This window comes from Mesorhizobium sp. M0062 (genome assembly GCF_040323125.1).
Classification (GTDB): Bacteria; Pseudomonadota; Alphaproteobacteria; order Rhizobiales; family Rhizobiaceae; genus Mesorhizobium.
In genome coordinates this window covers 409,388-428,278 of sequence record NZ_JAMYUO010000001.1, presented here as the reverse complement: position 1 = coordinate 428,278, position 18,891 = coordinate 409,388, and the positions used below count along the sequence as shown (strand labels likewise).

At 63.3% G+C, this 18,891-nt stretch carries 12 protein-coding genes; 3 read left to right on the top strand and 9 right to left on the bottom strand.

What is annotated here, in order from left to right; all coding sequences use genetic code 11:
• The first annotated feature begins 42 nt into the window (after window positions 1–42).
• Both NKJ64_RS01940 and gyrB read left to right on the top strand, forming a co-directional pair.
• The gene (locus tag NKJ64_RS01940) at window positions 43–2,673 is read left to right on the top strand and encodes a caspase family protein (RefSeq protein WP_352461872.1); all 2,631 of its coding nucleotides are present in this window, start codon (window positions 43–45) and stop codon (window positions 2,671–2,673) included.
• Between the two features lie 145 nt (window positions 2,674–2,818).
• Window positions 2,819–5,290: a DNA topoisomerase (ATP-hydrolyzing) subunit B gene (gyrB, locus tag NKJ64_RS01935; protein ID WP_023732636.1), complete on the top strand. Its 2,472-nt coding sequence runs from the start codon at window positions 2,819–2,821 to the stop codon at window positions 5,288–5,290.
• A 36-nt stretch (window positions 5,291–5,326) separates the two neighbouring features.
• Here the strand turns inward: gyrB and NKJ64_RS01930 are convergent, their stop codons facing one another.
• Window positions 5,327–6,775, bottom strand: a complete 1,449-nt coding sequence (locus NKJ64_RS01930; protein ID WP_352461870.1) for a hypothetical protein — start codon at window positions 6,773–6,775, stop codon at window positions 5,327–5,329.
• Window positions 6,776–7,106: 331 nt separating this feature from the next.
• On the opposite strand from NKJ64_RS01930, the gene NKJ64_RS01925 reads away from it, so the two are divergent.
• Window positions 7,107–8,024 (top strand): membrane protein, encoded by a 918-nt coding sequence (locus tag NKJ64_RS01925; RefSeq protein WP_023725943.1) that lies wholly within the window; start codon window positions 7,107–7,109, stop codon window positions 8,022–8,024.
• A 92-nt stretch (window positions 8,025–8,116) separates the two neighbouring features.
• On the opposite strand, the gene NKJ64_RS01920 is transcribed toward NKJ64_RS01925, so the two are convergent.
• The 8 genes from NKJ64_RS01920 to NKJ64_RS01885 all read right to left on the bottom strand — a co-directional run bounded on the left by NKJ64_RS01920 (window position 8,117) and on the right by NKJ64_RS01885 (window position 18,779).
• Window positions 8,117–9,514 carry an NAD(P)(+) transhydrogenase (Re/Si-specific) subunit beta gene (locus tag NKJ64_RS01920; protein ID WP_023671337.1) on the bottom strand — a complete coding sequence of 466 codons (1,398 nt, stop codon included), beginning with the start codon at window positions 9,512–9,514 and terminating at the stop codon, window positions 8,117–8,119.
• Between the two features lie 6 nt (window positions 9,515–9,520).
• Window positions 9,521–9,946 carry an NAD(P) transhydrogenase subunit alpha part 2 gene (locus NKJ64_RS01915; protein ID WP_032891560.1) on the bottom strand — a complete coding sequence of 142 codons (426 nt, stop codon included), beginning with the start codon at window positions 9,944–9,946 and terminating at the stop codon, window positions 9,521–9,523.
• Window positions 9,946–11,223 (bottom strand): Re/Si-specific NAD(P)(+) transhydrogenase subunit alpha, encoded by a 1,278-nt coding sequence (locus NKJ64_RS01910; RefSeq protein WP_023695932.1) that lies wholly within the window; start codon window positions 11,221–11,223, stop codon window positions 9,946–9,948. The genes NKJ64_RS01915 and NKJ64_RS01910 overlap by 1 nt, the downstream gene beginning before the upstream one ends.
• Window positions 11,224–11,324: 101 nt before the next feature.
• Window positions 11,325–11,549 (bottom strand): aa3-type cytochrome c oxidase subunit IV, encoded by a 225-nt coding sequence (locus NKJ64_RS01905; RefSeq protein WP_023671340.1) that lies wholly within the window; start codon window positions 11,547–11,549, stop codon window positions 11,325–11,327.
• A gap of 165 nt (window positions 11,550–11,714) precedes the next feature.
• Entirely contained in the window at window positions 11,715–11,864 is a 150-nt protein-coding gene (locus tag NKJ64_RS01900) for a DUF3096 domain-containing protein (RefSeq protein ID WP_023671341.1), read from the bottom strand.
• 99 nt (window positions 11,865–11,963) lie between these two features.
• On the bottom strand, window positions 11,964–12,734 hold the full coding sequence (locus NKJ64_RS01895; RefSeq protein WP_023683521.1) for an N-acyl amino acid synthase FeeM domain-containing protein: 771 nt from the start codon (window positions 12,732–12,734) through the stop codon (window positions 11,964–11,966).
• A gap of 167 nt (window positions 12,735–12,901) precedes the next feature.
• Window positions 12,902–15,217, bottom strand: a complete 2,316-nt coding sequence (locus NKJ64_RS01890) for a putative bifunctional diguanylate cyclase/phosphodiesterase (RefSeq protein WP_023739659.1) — start codon at window positions 15,215–15,217, stop codon at window positions 12,902–12,904.
• A gap of 91 nt (window positions 15,218–15,308) precedes the next feature.
• Window positions 15,309–18,779 carry an indolepyruvate ferredoxin oxidoreductase family protein gene (locus tag NKJ64_RS01885; protein ID WP_352461869.1) on the bottom strand — a complete coding sequence of 1,157 codons (3,471 nt, stop codon included), beginning with the start codon at window positions 18,777–18,779 and terminating at the stop codon, window positions 15,309–15,311.
• Between the last annotated feature and the right edge of the window lie 112 nt (window positions 18,780–18,891).

Genomic DNA, 18,891 nt, shown 5'->3' with positions numbered 1-18,891 from the left:
GGTGGAATGGTCGGCAGGTGACTGAGCCGGGGGCGGTTCGATTTGCGCCTGTTGTTTGCCTTGCTGTTGATGCTTGCGACCACCGCCACGGCGGTGGCGGAGCGGCGCATGGCGCTGGTCATTGCCGATAACGACTACCGGCTGGTGCGGAAGCTCGCCAATCCGGTCAATGACGGCGAGGCGATGGAAGCGGCGCTGAAGACGCTTGGATTCGAGGTCGTTCTCGAAACCAACCGTGATCTCAGGCGCATGCGCCGGGCTCTCGACGATTTTCGCGAGGACGCCATGGGCGCCGACGTGGCGCTGGTGTATTTCTCCGGTCATGGCGTTGAAATCTCCGGCGACAACCGTCTTCTGCCGGTCGATGCCGATGCCTCCTCGCTCGACCAGCTGGAGAAGACCAGCCTGCCGCTGGAGGAAGTGCGCGATGCGGTTGCCGCCACGGCGAAGGTCGGGCTGATCGTGCTCGACGCCTGCCGCAGCGATCCGTTCACAGGCGGCAACGGCGACGGGCGTGGCGCCACATCGCTGATCAAGGACCTGGTGGACAAGATCAAGCCGGGCCTCGGACGCGTCGGCAAGGCGGAAAACATCCTGTTCGCCTTTTCGGCGGCGCCCGGCGAGACGGCTGCCGACGGTACCGGTGCGAATTCGCCCTTTACAGCGGCGCTGATCAAATACCTCGGCACTGACGGGCTAGAAATCCGCTCGGTGCTGACGCTGGTGCAGCAGGAGGTCTACGACCTTTCGCGCGGAAAACAGCTGCCCTACGTCGAGAGCGGGCTGCCGAAGCTGTTCTTCGCCTCGGCGGCCAAGGAACAACTGCCGGAGCGCGAGCGGCTGTTGCTTGCCATGGCCGATGTGACGCCGGAAATGCGCGGCGCGGTCGAACGGGTCGCCAGCGATGCCGACATGCCGCTGGCGCCGCTCTATGGCGCGCTGATCAGTTCCGACACCAGCCATCTCTCCGGCGAAAGCCTGGACGCCAAGCTGCGCGAGGCCGCCGACGCCTTCGTCAAGGTGCGCGGCGAGATGAAGACGCTGGCCGCCGACGACCCGCAGGTGACCGAACTGCGCCGCCAGGCCGAGGAACAGTTGGCGCTCGGCGCTTTCGATGGTGCACGCGTGATCCTCGCCAAGGCCGCCGACGTCGACAATGTCTCGCGCCAGGCGTTGAAGGCCAATTTCGTCAGCCGCACCCTGTCCGAAGCCGCGACGCTATTTCTCTCGGGCGGCGCGGCGCGCGCCACCCTCGACTATGCCACCGCCATCAAGGACTATGAAACGGTGCTGTCGCTCTATGGCGAGGCCGGGCAGACCTCGCTCAGCCTGGAACAGGCCGACCGCCAAAGCCGCACGCTGGAAGAGCTCGGCATCCTCTACACGACGGCTGGCAACACCGATGCCGCCGGCCGCGCCTTTGCGGCGCTGGTCGCCAATCTTGAGCAGCGAGCGCGTCAAGAAACCGATCCGAGCGTCAAGCGCGACCTCGCCATTGGCCATATCAAGTTCGCCAACATCAAGATGGCGCAAGGCGATCTGCCGGCCTCCCTGCAAAACTATGAGGCGGCCAGGGACATGTTGCAGGGCCTGACCACAAACGTGCCGGACAAGAAGGACTTGCTCGGCGATCTCGCCATGGCCCATGATAAGATCGGCAATGTGCTGGCCACGCAAGGCGATGTGGGTGCGGCAGCCCAAGCCTACCAGCAAAGCCTGTCCATCAAGCAGCAATTGGCCGATGCCGAGCCGAACAGCGTCTATCTGCTGCGCGACCTGACCATTACCTACGACGAAATCGGCGGTCTTGCCCGCACCGCCGGCCAGCTGGATGGCGCCCAGACTGCATTCGAAGAGAGCCTGAGAATTCGGCTGGCGCTGGCGCAGAACAACCCCGACGACCCCAGGCATCAGCGCGCCGTCTCCGTCAGCTACACCAGGATCGGCGACGTCCTGCGCGAGCGTGGCGACGCTGCGGGCGCGCTCGACGCCTACAACAAGAGCCAAATAATCGCCGAAGCGCTGGTGCGCCGCGACTCAAACGACACCGATTTGAAGCGCGACCTGTCGGTCGGTTACGCCAAGATCGGCAATGCTTACGGCGACCAGAAGGACTGGCCACTCGCGTTGGAGGCCTACCAGCAGGCGCTGGCCACGGCGCGAGACCTTGCCGCCAGCGACCCAGGCAACACCGATTGGCAGCGCGACCTGTCAGTCTGTCTGGAAAAAATTGCCGGCGTGTTTGATGCCCAGGGCGATATCGCCGGTGCTTTGCAGAACTACCAGGACAGTCTCGTCATTGCCGACCGGTTGGCAAAGCTCGACCCGGGCAATTCCGATTGGCAGCGCGACCTGTCGATCACGTTCGAGGAAATAGGCCTGCTGGAGACCAAGCAGCGCCACTATGAGGGCTCGAAGAAGGCCTTCGAAGCCAGCCTGACCATCCGCCAGCGGTTGGCCCTGTCCGATCCGGACAATGCGATCTGGCAATTCGATCTGGTACAGGCCTACATCAACTATGCCTATGTGGCGAAGAATCCGAAGGCTGTGTTGTCGCAGGCGCTAGACCTGACGCTGGAGCTTGACCGCACAGGCAAACTGGCGCCGAGGGACAAACCCACGATCAAATATCTGCGCGGTCTTCTGGCCAAATTGAAAGCCGCGAAAAAATAGCCGGCTGCCAGCTCGGGATTCAGCCCTGAAATGCCCGCAAACCTTGGAAAAACCGCCTTTTGCGCCTATATCTAGGACATCAAAGCGGCGTGATTCGAAGCCATTTTTTCGCGCTGAGCATGCGGCATCAATCAGACAGGTTTTCATGAGCGATCAAAGCGACAACGCCAACGGCGCTGAGGCCGAATACGGCGCCGATTCCATCAAGGTTTTGAAGGGGTTGGACGCTGTCCGCAAGCGGCCGGGCATGTATATCGGCGATACCGACGACGGCTCGGGCCTGCATCACATGGTCTATGAGGTGGTCGACAACGCCATCGACGAGGCGCTGGCCGGCCATGCCGACCTCGTCACGGTGACGCTAAATCCCGACGGTTCGGTCACCGTTATCGACAATGGCCGCGGCATTCCGACCGATATTCACACTGGCGAAGGCATTTCGGCGGCCGAAGTGATCATGACGCAGCTGCATGCCGGCGGCAAATTCGACCAGAATTCCTACAAGGTGTCTGGTGGTCTGCACGGCGTCGGCGTCTCGGTGGTCAATGCGTTGTCGGCCTGGCTGAAGCTGAAAATCCGCCGCAACGGCCAGATTTTCGAGATGAGCTTCACGCATGGCAATGCCGATGCGCCGCTCAAGGCCACCGGCAGCTATGAGCAGAACAAGCAGCCCGGCACCTATGAGGGCCGCAGCGGTTCCGAGATCACCTTCTTTCCGTCGTCCGAAACCTTCACCATGGTCGAGTTCGACTTCGGCACGCTGGAGCACCGGCTGCGCGAACTCGCCTTCCTGAATTCCGGCGTACGCATCATTTTGACCGATGCCCGCCATGCCGATCTCGTGCGCCACGAACTGCACTATGATGGCGGCCTGGAAGAGTTCGTCAAATATCTCGACCGGGTCAAGAAACCGCTGATCGACAAGCCGATCGCCATCAAGGCCGAGCGCGACGGCATCACCGTCGAAGTGGCGATGTGGTGGAACGACAGCTACCACGAGAACGTGCTGGCCTTCACCAACAACATCCCGCAGCGCGATGGCGGCACCCATCTGGCCGGCTTCCGTGGCGCGCTGACGCGCCAGATCACCGGCTATGGCGAATCGTCGGGCCTGACCAAGAAGGAAAAGGTGGCGCTGATCGGCGACGACTGCCGCGAAGGCCTGACGGCGGTGCTGTCGGTCAAAGTGCCCGACCCGAAATTCTCCTCGCAGACCAAGGACAAGCTGGTCTCGTCAGAGGTGCGGCCCGTGGTCGAAGGCCTGGTCAACGAGGCGCTTGGCACATGGCTGGAAGAACACCCGACCGAGGGCAAGGTGGTCATCGACAAGGTGATCCAGGCGGCCGCGGCGCGTGAAGCCGCGCGCAAGGCCCGCGACATCACCCGCAAAAGCTCGCTCGGCGTCACCTCTCTGCCCGGCAAGCTTGCCGACTGCCAGGAACGCGACCCGGCGAAATCCGAAATCTTCATCGTCGAGGGTGACTCGGCCGGCGGCTCCGCCAAGGGCGGCCGTTCGCGCCAGAACCAGGCGATCCTGCCGTTGCGCGGCAAGATCCTCAATGTCGAGCGCGCCCGCTTCGACCGCATGCTCGGCTCCGAGATGATCGGCACGCTGATCACCGCGCTCGGCACCTCGATCGGCAAGGACGAGTTCAACGCCGACAAATTGCGCTACCACAAGATCATCCTGATGACCGACGCCGACGTCGACGGCGCCCATATCAGGACCTTGCTGCTCACCTTCTTCTTCCGCCAGATGCCGGAGCTGATCGAGCGTGGCCATCTCTACATCGCCCAGCCGCCGCTCTACAAAGTGACGCGCGGCAAGAGCTCGCAATACATCAAGGACGAGAGCGCCTTCGAGGAATTCCTGATCGGCTCGGGGCTGGAAGAGGCTTCGCTGACGCTTGCCTCCGGCGAGGCGCGGGCCGGACAGGATCTGCGCGGCTCGATCGATGATGCACTGGCAGTACGCCAGCTCATCAACGGGCTGCATACGCGCTACAACAGGGGTGTGGTCGAACAGGCGGCGATCGCCGGCGCGCTCAATGCCGACGTGTTGAACGATCTCGGCCGCGCCAACGCCATGGCCGAGCGCGTCGCCCAGCGCCTCGACATCATTGCCGAAGACACCGAGCGCGGCTGGACCGGCCGGCTGTCGACCTCCAATGAGGGCGTCGGCGGCTACGTGTTCGAACGCACGGTGCGCAGCGTCAAGGAATTCGCGCAGCTCGATGCCGGGCTGATAAATTCGGCCGACGCACGCCAGCTCGACCGCTATGCCCCGCGCCTCATGGAAGTCTATGGCGAGCCGCCGGTGCTGCGCCGCAAGGATGTCTCCGAAGTCATTTCGGGGCCGCTGGCGCTGCTCAACGCGGTGTTTGCGACCGGCCGCAAGGGCCTGACCATGCAGCGCTACAAGGGCCTCGGCGAGATGAATGCCGAACAGCTCTGGGAAACCACGCTCGACCCGAATGTGCGCTCGCTGCTGCAGGTCAAGGTGAATGACGCCACCGATGCTGACAGCTTGTTCTCGCGGCTGATGGGCGACGAGGTCGAGCCGCGGCGCGAATTCATCCAGGACAACGCGCTGTCGGTGGCCAATCTGGACATTTGATGGCTGGGGGCCTTGCCGCCGGAGCTCCACTCCGGGTCAGGCCTTTGGCTCCAGCTTCCGACCAAGGTCCACCGCGTCGCGCAGCACTTGCAGATGCGAGCGCGGCGCGGTGCCCGCCGGCAGGGCGATTTCGACGCCGTTTGCCGTCGATGACCAATAAAGCGTGTGGGTGAAGATACGGCCAAGTGAGCTGCGAAGCTCGACCTGGATGTTCTCCACACCGGGGCCGAAATTTTCCGTCATCGGACCGGAAATCGGATCGCCTGTCGCCCAGCCATTGCCGCGGTCGTAGACGTTCGTCCAGCGCGTTGCCGCAAACACCGCGCCATGATGCACCGCGCGCTGCGCCTTGCCTGCTTGGCTGTGTCCTTCCTGGTAAAGCACGGTGCCGCCGGCGCGCCCGTCATCGGCAATCGGCGGGCAGGCCGAGAACAGGCGCTCGGCAAGGCCACGCCTGAATTCCGCGAGATTGTAGGTCACCAGGAATTCGCTGTGGGAGAGCGGACTGCCAAGCGTGACGAAATCGCTGATCTTCCAGGGCAGCGGGTGGTCGGCGTCCTTGGTCCGAAGCTGCTGGTAGAGCGCCCATTGGCCGCGCCGGAACCCGGCGAGGTCTTCAAGATTGTTTGGCCACGCTGACCCATCAGAGCCGAGCGTTGCCTTGTCGATGGCCTCGACCGCCGCCAGTTTGGCCTTGTCGCGGACCGCTTCCAGCCTTCGCGGCCGGAACTCGGCCCACAAGATCTGCAGCAGATCATAGGCGATGATCGATCCCAGGCTGTGCGAGACCAGCACGATGCGATCGTAAGCGTCGTCCTTCATCAGCGTCTTGAGCAGCGTCAGGCCGCGGTCGCGGATCAGCGCGCGCTTCTCGATCGTTCCGGCCTCGGCGCGCACATAAGCGGCGACGTCGCCGAAATAGGGCAGGGCGAACTGATCCACCGCCCAGATGACAAAAGAAGCGAGGGCGGTGATCATCAGGCCGGTCGTCGAGGTAACGGCCTGTTGCCAGACCGATGTTGCCAGCACGAGTGCTGCGCCCAGAATGACGATAACGATCAGAAGTGTGGCGAAGTAAAGCTTGCGGGCGTCGAGCGGAATGTCGGCGGGCTTGCGCCACAACAGGTTCGTCACCCAGGCGGCCAGCCGGCCGCGCGTCGTGCCTTGCGTGATGTCGGCCCAATAAAGCTCGTAGAAATCGGTACGGCGGCCATCGACGTCGTAGGGCGTGGTGATGCGGCGCAGTTCGTGTGACTTGGTCCGGCTGTCGGGCGTGATCCAGCTCTGGTTGATCGTGGCGCCGGAAACGGCCGGATCAGGGATGCGGGCGTAAGGCGGAGCACGGGTGGGGTGGCTGCTCCAGACCGCCTGGACGAAGCCGCGCAGCGTACCCATCGGCCGCTGCTCGCCCATGCCGTGCACGATCACCACCGCCTGGCCGGGCTGCGCCTTTTTGTAAGCCAGCGATGCGACAGTCTTGGGCATCAGCGTCTCCGTTGACGACATCCGACGGCGGGATCGCTCATGCTACCCCCGGCTCACCGAGCCAACAATACACGGCAGCCCATGTGGAACTCCGTGAACCAATCCACAGTTTCGCAGTCGTGCCTCGGGCCGCGCGGAAAATAGTTCCGTTCCCGGCAAGCAAATCATTTCATTGCCCTTCGGAACGGAAATCGCTCAGGAACATTGTGACGACATCGATCAATTTCTCGCAGGGAGGCTCTTTATGGGACGCGGTATTTTGCTCTGGTTGCTCGGTATTCCGATCCCGATCATCATTCTCATCATGCTGTTCGTACGGTAGGAGGCGTCGATGCAGTCCACCGTATCGGCTGTCGACGTATCCGCCTCAACAGAATCCTCCGCCCCGGCCGTCAGCTGGGGTCCGATCATCGCCGGCGCCTTCGCGGCCTCGACGCTGACCTTCATCCTCATGCTGCTCGGTTCGGGGCTGGGGCTGACCATGGTCTCGCCGTGGTCCGGCGCCAGTGCCTCGCTGACCACCTTCGCGGTGTCCGGCGCCATCTGGCTCATCATCGTGCAATGGCTGTCCTCCGGGGTCGGTGGCTATCTTGCCGGACGCCTGCGCACCAAATGGGTCGGCATCCACACCGATGAGGTCTATTTCCGCGACACCGCGCACGGCCTCCTCGCCTGGGCGCTGGCGACATTGCTGGTCGTCGGCATTCTCGGGTCGGCGCTGTCGGCAGTGCTTGGTTCAGGCGTGCAGGCGGCTTCTACTGTTGCCTCGGGCGCCGCCATGGGTGCTTCGGCCGGCGCGTCCGCCAATGCCGGCAGCGCACCGGCCGACAATGCGACGTCCTATCTTGTGGATACGCTGTTCCGTCCGGCTGATGCCGCCAGGCTCGCGGCGGCCAATCCGGACAGCGATGCGGCTGCGGCCGGGCAGGCTTCGCGCATCCTCGTCGCCAGTGCGGCGGCAGGCGAAATTTCGGCTGACGACAAGACCTATCTGTCGCAGCTGGTCGCCGCCCGCACCGGGCTTTCCGAGGCTGACGCCAAGGCGCGTGTCGACGCCCTGGTGGCCAGGGTCGAGGACGCCAAGGTCAAGGCCAAGCAGGCCGCCGACGCCGCACGGAAAGGCAGCGCCACCTTCGCACTGCTTGGCGCCCTGTCGCTGGTTATCGGCGCCTTCATCGCCAGCGCTGCGGCAGCACTGGGCGGCAGGCAGCGCGACGACGAGGAAGCGGTTTTCCTGACCAGCCGCTGAACCGGTCTTCAACATCAAAAAGCCCGGTCGAAACGGGCTTTTTTGTTTCCGATGATGGACCGACAACCTTCCAGTGGAAGGTTGCGGCGGGGTCAGTGATCCATGGCCTTGACGATTTCCTCGGTCATCTTCTTGGCGTCGCCGAGCAGCATCATGGTGCCGTCCTTGTAGAACAGCGTGTTGTCGATGCCGGCGTAGCCCGAGCCGAGCGAGCGCTTGACGAACAGGCAGGTGCGGGCCTTGTCGACGTCGAGGATCGGCATACCGTAGATCGGCGACGACTTGTCGTCGCGGGCGGACGGATTGGTGACGTCATTGGCGCCGATGACATAGGCGACATCGGCCTGCGCGAACTCGGAGTTGATATCTTCCAGTTCGAACACTTCGTCATAGGGAACATTGGCTTCGGCGAGCAGCACGTTCATGTGGCCCGGCATGCGGCCTGCCACGGGGTGGATGGCGTATTTGACGTCGACGCCATTGGCCTTGAGCTTATCGGCCATTTCGCGCAGCGCGTGCTGGGCCTGGGCGACCGCCATGCCGTAGCCCGGCACGATGATGACCTTCTGTGCGTTCATCATCAGATAGGCGGCGTCGTCGGCCGAGCCCTGCTTGACCGTGCGTTCGATGCCGTCATCGGCAACCGCCGCGGTCTCGCCGCCGAAGCCGCCGAGGATGACCGAGATGAACGACCGGTTCATGCCCTTGCACATGATGTAGGACAGGATGGCGCCGGACGAGCCGACCAGCGCGCCGGTGATGATCAACGCCAGATTGCCAAGCGTGAAGCCGAGTGCCGCGGCGGCCCAGCCGGAATAAGAATTCAGCATCGAGACGACGACCGGCATGTCGGCGCCGCCGATCGGGATGATCAAGAGGACGCCGAGCGCCAGCGACGCCGCGACGATCAGCCAGAACACCAGCTTGGCCTCGGTGGTGACCAGAAGCACGATCAGCACGATCAGCGCGATGCCGAGGACCGCGTTGATGATGTGACGGCCGCCGATCATGATCGGCTTGCCCGACATACGGCCATCGAGCTTGAGGAAGGCGATGACGGAGCCGGTGAAAGTGATGGCGCCGATGGCAACGCCAAGGCTCATCTCGATCAGCGCCTGGGCGTGGATGTCGCCATTGGTGCCGATGCCGAAACTTTCCGGCGCGTAGATGGCGGCTGCCGCTACCATGACGGCGGCAAGGCCGACCAGCGAGTGGAAGGCGGCGACCAGCTGCGGCATCGACGTCATGGCGATGCGGCGCGCTGTAACGGCGCCGACGCCGCCGCCGATGGCCAGACCAAGCACGATCAGGCCGAAGCGCCCGGCGGACGGAGTCGCCAGCGCCAGCGTGGTGGCAATGGCAATGCCCATGCCGATCATGCCGTAGAGATTGCCTTGGCGGCTGGTGGTCGGATGCGACAGGCCGCGCAGCGCCATGATGAACAGGACGCCGGAGACCAGGTAGAGGAAGGACGCGAAGTTGGCGTTCATGGCTCTCTACCGGTCCTTCTTCTTGTACATGGCCAGCATGCGCTGGGTGACCAGGAAGCCGCCAAAGATGTTGACCGAGACCAGCATCAGCGCGACGAAGCCGAAGCCGGTGGCAATGCCGGAGGCCGAGATGCCGACGGCCAGCAGCGCGCCGACGACGATGACCGAGGAGATGGCGTTGGTGACCGCCATCAGCGGCGTGTGCAGCGCCGGCGTCACCGACCAGACGACGTAGTATCCGACGAAGATCGCAAGTACGAAGATGGCGAAGCGGAAGACGAAGGGATCGATGGCGCCGCCGGACAGTGCGTGCGCGGCATCGCCCGCCGCATCGACGCCACCGGGCGCGTTGGCCAGGTTCTGCACAGCCAGCCGGACGGCGGCACTTGCCTGGTCGAGCTGATCGAGGGCTTTCTGCAAGGTCTGATCCATCACGCGATCCCCTTCGGCTTGGCGGCGGACTTGCCGGCAGTGGCTTTGTCGGACGCCTTTTTCGGTGCAGCCTTCTTCGGCGTGGCATCAGCCACCATGGTCTCGGCCGGAATGGCCGCCGGTTCGATATGGGGCTGTTCCGCCGCCTTGGCGAAGGCCGGATGCACCACGCGGCCAGCGTCGGTCAGCATCGTCGCCTTAACCAGATCGTCTTCGCGGTTGATGGCGAGCGTCTTGCTGGTCTTGTCGACCAGCGTCTCGAGGAAGGCGAACAGGTTCCTGGCGTAGAGCAGCGAGGCCGATGCGGCGACGCGGCCGGGCACGTTGAGGTGGCCGACGATCTTAACGTTGTTGGCCGTCGTCACCACCTGACCCGCAACCGCGCCTTCGACATTGCCGCCGCGCTCGACGGCGAGGTCGACGATCACCGAACCCGGCTTCATCGAGGCGACCATCGCCGCCGACACCAGCTTCGGCGCCGGCCGGCCGGGGATCAGCGCCGTGGTGATGACGATGTCCTGCTTGGCGATGTGCTCAGCGGTGAGCGCTGCCTGCTTCGCCTGGTACTCCTTCGACATTTCCTTGGCGTAGCCGCCGGCGGTCTCGGCCGCCTTGAACTCCTCGTCCTCGACGGCGAGGAACTTTGCGCCAAGCGACGCCACCTGTTCCTTGGCGGCGGGACGAACGTCCGTGGCGGTGACGACAGCGCCGAGACGGCGCGCCGTGGCGATCGCCTGCAGGCCGGCAACGCCGACGCCCATGATGAAGATCTTCGCCGCCGGCACGGTGCCGGCCGCAGTCATCATCATCGGCAGCGCGCGGTCATACTCCGATGCGCCGTCAATCACGGCCTGGTAGCCGGCGAGATTGGCCTGCGACGACAGCACATCCATCGACTGGGCGCGGGTGATGCGCGGCATGAATTCCATCGAGAAGGCGGTGACCCCAGCCTCGGCAAGCGCCGCGACCGCGGCATCATTGCCGTAGGGATCCATGATGGCGATGACCGCCGCACCCGATTTGTAGCCCTTCAGCTCGGCGTCGGTCGGCCGGCGCACCTTCAGCACCACATCCGCCCGGCTCGCATCCGAAGCCTTGCCGATCGCGGCACCCGCCTTGGCGAACTCCTCATCGGGAATGCGCGACTTGGTGCCTGCGCCCGTCTCGACGGTGACGTCGAAGCCCAGCGCCGCCAGCCGCTTCACGGTATCGGGCGAGGCCGCGACACGAGGCTCGCTGGCATCGAGCTCGCGAGGGATGAAAACCGTCTGTCCCACCGCATGATCCTTTCGGCTGGAACCTGTTTGCGCAAGAGTGCGGCTTTGCGAAAGAGTGCGGCCGGATGTCCGGCTACGCCCTTGGCAAGGGTCTGAAGAGACTATCGGAGAATGAAGGCGCCGAGGGCGAGGATCAGCACGAACAGGATGGTCGCGGAGAAGAAGCCGCCTGCGAAGAAGCCGAAAGCCATGGCCAGGAGCAGGGCGCCGCAGAACAGCGAGCCGTATTTGGCCAGCGCCAGAAAGCCATGATAGGTGCGGTCATGTTCGGCATAGTCCATCTTCGCGCCCAGTTCGACAGGACCGGTCGGCGTGTGATCAGCCATAGGAATACCCCTTCGAAGACATCTTTGAGGCACATAGCGAAAAGCCAGGCCAAGAGCAATGGCGCTATTGCCGCACGACCAGCGACAACAGCCTCAAAGAATGTTGAAAGCCGGCGGTATGGGCTCTTGTCGCCGGCCTGGCGTCGAACGTTAAGGGTTTGCGCTTCAACCGGCCAGATGCGGAAACAGCCCGAGCAGCCCAATGACGATCAGATAGAGCGCGACGATGTAGTTGAGCAGCCGCGGCATCACCAGGATCAGCACGCCGGCAATCAGCGAGATCAGCGGGGTAAGCGCGAGCTCGGGAATATGCATGTCGGTTCCTTTCTATGGCCGCGTCGGCGTCATCCAGAACGCGGAAGCGGCGGGAAAGCTCCAGAGCTCGCGTGCCAAATTGCGCAGGCTTCAGTGGTGTCAGGCGGCTTCGCGGAAAAACTTGGCGGTGGGCAGGATGGTTAGCGGTGCGAGTTCGCCGCTCTTGGGGCGTTGGAAGAGCATGCGCTGCTCGAACGCCGTGGAGTTGAAGAACGGGAAGCGATCCAGCGTCGCCTGCATGTTTTCGGAGCACTTCGACTGGAACAGATGCACGGGAACGGTGAGACCGGGATAGATGCGGGGGGGCACCGCCTGCTCGGAACGGAAGATGCGATGATAGAAGCCGGCATGCTCTTCCTTGACCGCCGTCAGGCAATATGTCGGTTTGAAGTGGCTGCAAGCTACGACCGCAAGCCTGAGCGTCACGTAGGGCAGCACGCGCAGGCTGGTCGACCACTCGATATCGGCAGCGAAACGGCTTGGATCGACGAACGTCTCGCCAACTGCCAGCCGCCGCGCCAGCGTGTCGCCGAACACGGCCGTGCTGGGGGAAACAGGGTATTTCGCGCAGGCGTAGTGGATTCTGATGGTGCTGACCAGAACACCATCGAAGAACACGCCAAATCGGTAGGAATTGCGCAGATCGTCGAAGTCGTCCTTTACCATACGCGAGGCATCGGGCTTCACCATGCCAGCATGAAGGTAGGATTTGTAGCGAAGTCGATAGATGGCTTCCAAATCCTCGGCACCGTCGCAAAGGCGATACTCGACGTGCTCCAGGACGTCCATGATATGACGAGAAAACACCGAAGGAGACTGAGCGGTGGCCCTAGAAGCCACCAGAGGCATACCTGCTAGCTGAGTTTCCATTGTTACCCTCGTGCCGTCGCAACTAAACCATACCGGACGACCGAATGAACAAGAAGATGAAACTCTAATCGTCTGTGTTTACCGAATATTAACGTTAACAATAGGTTAACGTTTTGGCAATTCACAGCTTTTTTGACGGCTTCCAAGCGCGATTTAAAGGTTGGGCTTCATGTGGTCGCGAGTTTGGCGACGGGCCGCAATTCCGCGGCGAAGGGCCAGGTCACACTGGACATCGTTTCGATGCCGGACGCGCTGAGAGCTGCGCCGAAGAGGAAGCCCTGGACGAGGTCGGGTTTCACCGAATGCACCAGGATCTTCAGCTGTTCGAACGTTTCCACACCTTCGATGGTGACGGTCAGCCCGAGCACGCGGGTCAGGTCCACGATGCCCTTCAACAAGTCGAGCGAACGCTTGTTCTGGGTCACGTCCATCAGGAACGAACGGTCGATCTTGATCTTGTCGAGCGGCAGCTTGTGGAGGTAGCTCAGGCTTGAATAGCCGGTGCCGAAATCGTCGAGCGCGATGCGCACGCCAAGCTGCTTCAGTTCCTCGATATACTGGCGCGTCAGCGATTTGTCGTCGAGCAGCGCGGTTTCGGTGACTTCGATCTCGAGGCGGCCGGCGGCGAGCCCCGAAGTGGCAAGCGCGTCGCGAACCTTCTGGACGACGTCGCGGCTGCGGAAATCCTTGGCCGAAAGGTTGACCGAGACGCTGGTCTGTGCGGGCCATTTGGCGCATTCGGCGCAGGCAGCCGCGAGCACGAAGGTGCTGATCTCGGAAATGATGCCCATTTCTTCGGCCAGCGGAATGAAGACGCTGGGCGAAACCGGCCCGAGGTCGGGATGATCCCAGCGGCACAGCGCCTCGCAGCTGGCGATGCGCATGGTGTTCATCGCCACGATAGGCTGATAGACCACCCGCAGCGCCTTGCCTTCGACCGCCGTGCGCAGGTCGGCCTTCATCATCTGGCGGTTGCGGAACGCCGCATCCATCGCCGCCTCGAACAGTCGCCAGTTGTTCTTGCCGAGTTCCTTGGCCTTGTAGAGCGCCAGATCCGCCTTGACGATCATGGCGTCGACATCGGTGTCCTCGACCCTGGACAGCACGGTGCCCGCGCTTGCCTGGATGCGCAGGCTGTGACCAGCGACATCGACTTCGCCCTGCAGATCGGCAAAGATCTGGTCGAGCAGGCCGGTCAGATGGCTTTCATCCTCGACGCGGTCGAAGAAGATCATGAACTCGTCGCCGCCGAAGCGGCTGACATTGACGCCTTGCCCGGCGACGGCCGCCAGTCGCTCGGCAACGGCATAGATCAGCCCATCGCCGACCGGATGGCCAAGTGTGTCGTTGACGCTCTTGAAATCGTCGAGATCGAGCACCGCCAGGGCGCACAGCCGGTCGCGGCTGCCCGACGCCATGGCCTCGCCGACGAGCTCATGGAAATAGGCGCGGTTCGGCAGGCCGGTGAGGCTGTCATAGCGCGCCATGAAGCGGATCTTTTCTTCGGACTCGACGCGGGCGGTGACGTCCTCGAAGGTGATGACGCCGAGGTCCTGATTGCCCTCGCGGGCCGAGAACTCGTAGTGCTGGCCATTGGAGAAGGAGACCAGCACCTTGCGGTCACGGCCTTCGCGCAACGCGCGCGTCAGCTGCGCTTCGACATAGCGGCAGTCTTTCGGCGCCAGCATGCCGCCCGCAACGCCGCGCAGGAGCAGCGAATGGATCGACCGCCCGAGCAGCTGGTCGGGCGAGCGCAGCGACATCAGATGCGCTGCTTCGGCATTGCCGACCACGACCTTGCCGTCGGGTCCGAGCATGACCAGGCCATGCGACATGGTGTTGAGTGCGCGGTTGAAGCGCTGCGCGATTTGCCTCGCCTGCTTATGCCCGACCACGGCCGAGAACAGCACGTTGCGCACATGGTCGGCACTGCCCTTGATGATGAACATGAACGGGATGATGAGCAGCCCAAGCACGACACTGGGGATGTCAAACCTGAGGATAAGGGCTGCTGCGATCGGCCCGACGAAGGTTACCGCGAAGATCGTGACCATGCGGGGCGAGCCGTAGTTTCGGCCTACGACCGTGACCAGAGAGCCAAGCGTTATGGCGAGCGCTGCGATCTCGGCATATGCATCCGAGTAGACATAGATCGAAATGAAGCAGAACAGGCCCAGCATCAGCCCCTGGATGCTGCCGTTCAGGATATATTCGCGCTCCCATCGTGTCGCATCCAAGGCATCGTGGATGGAACCACCCAGGCGATGGAACCGCCGCAAGCTGAAATACCGCCAAACGCCGATGCCAAGCAGTGCTCCGGCAAGAACCAGGAAGACAGGCTGGCCGTTGCGCCAATAGACCATAAGGCTGGCGGTTGCGTGGCAAAGCGCGCCAATGACCAGCATATGCGCGTTGTCGAACAACGAGCGCACAAACTGGATATAAACATCCACAGGGATGTTATCGGTCTTTGTTCTGCCCATTACTGGCGCCCAACTGAACCACAGCCTTGGCATAGTCCCATTAAAAAACCTTTAGCTCGCGCTGAAGGGCCTGTTTTTCCGGCCCTTTTGGCTACTCAGCGGCTTGTAATGCGCTTGGCTGCACCGGCAACTTGAATCGTTCAAGAAGGCGATTTCGTTCATCCGCCGCCTTTTCGGCGCTGGCCTGCCTCACATGGCCGTAGCCGCGAATGAGCGCCGGCACCGAGGCAAGGGCGATGGCGGCCTCGATCCTGCCTGGCGCAAGTGCCTTGGCGACAAGCTCCAGATCGGCCTCATAGCGGGCCAGAAGCTGCCGCTCGATGCGCCGCTCAGCGCTGTAGCCGAACACGTCGAAGGCCGTGCCGCGCAGGCCTTTCAGCGCCGCCAGCAGGCGAAAACCCTTCATCATCCACGGGCCGAAGCTCGATTTCCTCGGCTTGCCGTCATTGCCGCGCCTGCCCATGATCGGCGGCGCCAGATGAAATTCGAGCTTTTCGTAGCTATGGAACTGTTTTGACAGCTCCATAGCGAAGGAGCCGTCAGTGTAGAGCCGCGCCACCTCATATTCGTCCTTGATCGCCATCAGCTTGAACAGATTTTTGGCGGCTGCCTCGGTCACCGCGGTCGAGCCGGGCACGGCCTTTGCCTCGGCGGCACGCAGGACCGCCAGCCGCTCGACATAGCGCCTGCAATAGGCGGCATTCTGATAGGCAGAGAGGAAAGCGACGCGGCGGGCGATGATATCGTCCAGCGTCTCGGCGATCTCAGTGGCCTTGCTCGGTTGCGCGATGAGGCCGCGCACAAACTCCGGCTGATGCGCGGCGCGCCGGCCCCAGCGGAAGGCGGCGATGTTCATCGCCACCGCCTCGCCATTCAATTCAATCGCTCTTTCAACGGCTTGCGCGGACAGCGGCAGCCCGCCATGCTGGAAAGCGAAGCCGAGCATGAACATGTTGGCGCCGAGCGAATTGCCGAACAATTGGGTGGCGGTGCGCGTGGCGTCGAAGAAATGCGTCTTGTCGTCGCCAGCGGCAGCGCGGATCGCCTTCTTCAGGCGCTCGATGGGCAGCGAGAAATCGGCCGAGCGGGCGAATTCGCCAGGCATGATCTCGGCAGTGTTGGCAAGGAAAATGGTATGGCCTTCGCGCACCGCGCCAAGCACCTTCTTGGCGCCGGACACGACAAGGTCGCAGCCGAGTACCAGGTCGGCCTTGCCGGCCGAAACGCGGATCGCGTGGATGTCGTCCGGCGTGCGGGCGATGCGGACATGGGTGAACACCGAACCGCCCTTCTGGGCGAGGCCGGCCATGTCAATCATGCCGCAGCCCTTGTCCTCGAGATGGGCGGCCATACCGAGCACAGCACCTATGGTGACGACGCCGGTGCCGCCGACGCCGTCGATGATCGCCGCCCAACCCTCGCTACCGAGCGGGAATTCGGCTGGCACCGGCACGCCGTCAAGCGGGTCGGAGCGGCCGGCAATGCCTTCGGCCTTCCTGATCTTGGCGCCGTGCACGGTGACGAAGGACGGGCAGAAGCCGTTGACGCAGGAGAAATCCTTGTTGCAGCTCGACTGGTCTATTCTGCGCTTGCGGCCGAACTCGGTCTCGACCGGCTGGATCGAGACGCAGTTCGATTGCACGCCGCAATCGCCGCAGCCCTCGCAGACCAGTTCGTTGATGAAGACCCGCTTGTCGGGATCCGGGAAGGTGCCACGCTTGCGGCGGCGGCGCTTTTCGGCGGCGCAGGTCTGGTCGTAGAGCAGCACCGAGACGCCCTTGACGTCGCGCAGCTCGCGCTGAACGAGGTCGAGGTCGTCGCGGTGGTGGATGGTGGCGCCGAAGGGGAATTCGGCCTTTCCTGCATATTTGTCCGGCTCGTCGGTGACGATGGCGATGCGCTCGACGCCTTCGGCGCGCACCTGCCTGGCGATCATGTCGACAGTCAGGCCGCCCTCATGCGGCTGGCCGCCGGTCATGGCGACGGCGTCGTTGTAGAGGATCTTGTAGGTGATGTTGGCATCGGTCGACAGCGCGAAGCGGATCGCCAGCGTGCCGGAGTGATTGTAGGTCCCGTCGCCGAGATTCTGGAAAATGTGGCCGCGCTTGGAGAATGGCGCCTGGCCGACCCATTGTGCGCCCTCGCCGCCCATGGCGGTGAAGCCGACCGTGTTGCGGTCCATCCACAGCGCCATGAAATGGCAGCCGATACCGGCGGCGGCGATCGAGCCGTCCGGCACCTTGGTCGAGGAATTGTGCGGGCAGCCGGAGCAGAAGAACGGCGTGCGCGAACCGATATCGCTGGTGTCGGCAAGCATCGCCTGGAACTGGCGCAGCTTTGCCACCTTGGCAGTGATCTCTTCCGAAGGGCCGATTGTGCGCAGGATGCGCTCGCCCAGCGCAATGGCGATCTCGTTGGGGTCGAGCGCGCCCTTGGCCGGGAACAGCCAGTCGCCGCGCTCGTCCTTCTTGCCGACGATCATCGGCTGGGTGGCGGTGCCGTAGAGGTTTTCGCGCAGTTGCACCTCGATCAGCGAGCGCTTCTCCTCGACGACGACGATGGTGTCGAGGCCGCGGGCGAATTCGGCGATATGCTGCAGGTCGAGCGGCCAGGGGCAGCCGACCTTGAACAGGCGGATGCCGATGCGGTTGGCGGCGGCCTCGTCGATGCCGATGTCTTCCAGCGCCTGGCGGACATCGAGATAGCTCTTGCCCAGCGTGATGATACCGAGCTTCGGCGCGCGGCCGCCCGAATAGACGATGCGGTTCAGGCCGTTGGCATGGATGAAGGCGGATGCAGCGGCGCGCTTGTATTCATGCAGCCGCTCCTCCTGGCCGAGCATGTCGATCTCATCGCGGATGTTGAGGCCGCCGGGCGGCATATCGAACTCCGGCACGACGATGTTCAGGCGCTCGAGCGCGGCATCGACGGAGGCCGTGGATTCGATGTTGTCCTTGACGCATTTGATAGCCGCCCAGGTGCCGGCGAAGCGCGACATGGCAAAGCCGTAGAGGCCGTAGTCGATGATCTCCTGAACGCCGGCCGGGTTGAGGATCGGCACCATGGTGTCGACGAACAGGAATTCGGTGGCGTGCGCATTGGTCGATGATTCGGCCATATGGTCGTCGCCCATCAGCGCAAGCACGCCGCCATACTTCGACGTTCCCGCGAGGTTGGCGTGGCGGAAAACGTCGCCGGAGCGGTCGACGCCCGGTCCCTTGCCGTACCAGACCGAAAACACCCCGTCATGCTTGCCTTCGCCCATTAATTCCGTCTGCTGAGAGCCCCAGCAGGCGGTGGCGGCAAGCTCCTCGTTGAGGCCGGGCTGGAAGACGATGTCGGCCTGCGCCAGCTGCTTTTTCGCCCGCCACAGCTGCATATCGAGGCCGCCGAGCGGCGAGCCGCGATAACCGGACACGAAGCCGGCCGTGTTGAGGCCGGCCCGGCGGTCGCGCTCGCGTTGCATCAAAAGCATGCGGATGACCGCCTGTGCGCCGGACAGGAAGATGCGCTCCTTACCAAGATCGAACTTGTCGTCGAGCGCGACGTCGTGCAGCGTCATCAGGCATTTCCTCTGCGGAGACAGCACCGGGGGCGCGCAGCCAACGTAGGAGTGAGATGGCGCAGTCTTTCTCCGCTTGCAAGGCAGGTCAAACGAAATCGAAAGTGCCAGG

Excerpts from the sequence above, each read along its gene's own strand:
- NKJ64_RS01915 (WP_032891560.1), bottom strand. The coding sequence starts at position 9,946 with ATGGATCAGACCTTGCAGAAAGCCCTCGATCAGCTCGACCAGGCAAGT.
- gyrB (WP_023732636.1), top strand. The coding sequence starts at position 2,819 with ATGAGCGATCAAAGCGACAACGCCAACGGCGCTGAGGCCGAATACGGC.
- NKJ64_RS01920 (WP_023671337.1), bottom strand. The coding sequence starts at position 9,514 with ATGAACGCCAACTTCGCGTCCTTCCTCTACCTGGTCTCCGGCGTCCTG.
- NKJ64_RS01890 (WP_023739659.1), bottom strand. The coding sequence starts at position 15,217 with ATGGGCAGAACAAAGACCGATAACATCCCTGTGGATGTTTATATCCAG.
- NKJ64_RS01930 (WP_352461870.1), bottom strand. The coding sequence starts at position 6,775 with ATGCCCAAGACTGTCGCATCGCTGGCTTACAAAAAGGCGCAGCCCGGC.
- NKJ64_RS01925 (WP_023725943.1), top strand. The coding sequence starts at position 7,107 with ATGCAGTCCACCGTATCGGCTGTCGACGTATCCGCCTCAACAGAATCC.
- NKJ64_RS01900 (WP_023671341.1), bottom strand. The coding sequence starts at position 11,864 with ATGCATATTCCCGAGCTCGCGCTTACCCCGCTGATCTCGCTGATTGCC.
- NKJ64_RS01885 (WP_352461869.1), bottom strand. The coding sequence starts at position 18,779 with ATGACGCTGCACGACGTCGCGCTCGACGACAAGTTCGATCTTGGTAAG.
- NKJ64_RS01895 (WP_023683521.1), bottom strand. The coding sequence starts at position 12,734 with ATGGAAACTCAGCTAGCAGGTATGCCTCTGGTGGCTTCTAGGGCCACC.
- NKJ64_RS01905 (WP_023671340.1), bottom strand. The coding sequence starts at position 11,549 with ATGGCTGATCACACGCCGACCGGTCCTGTCGAACTGGGCGCGAAGATG.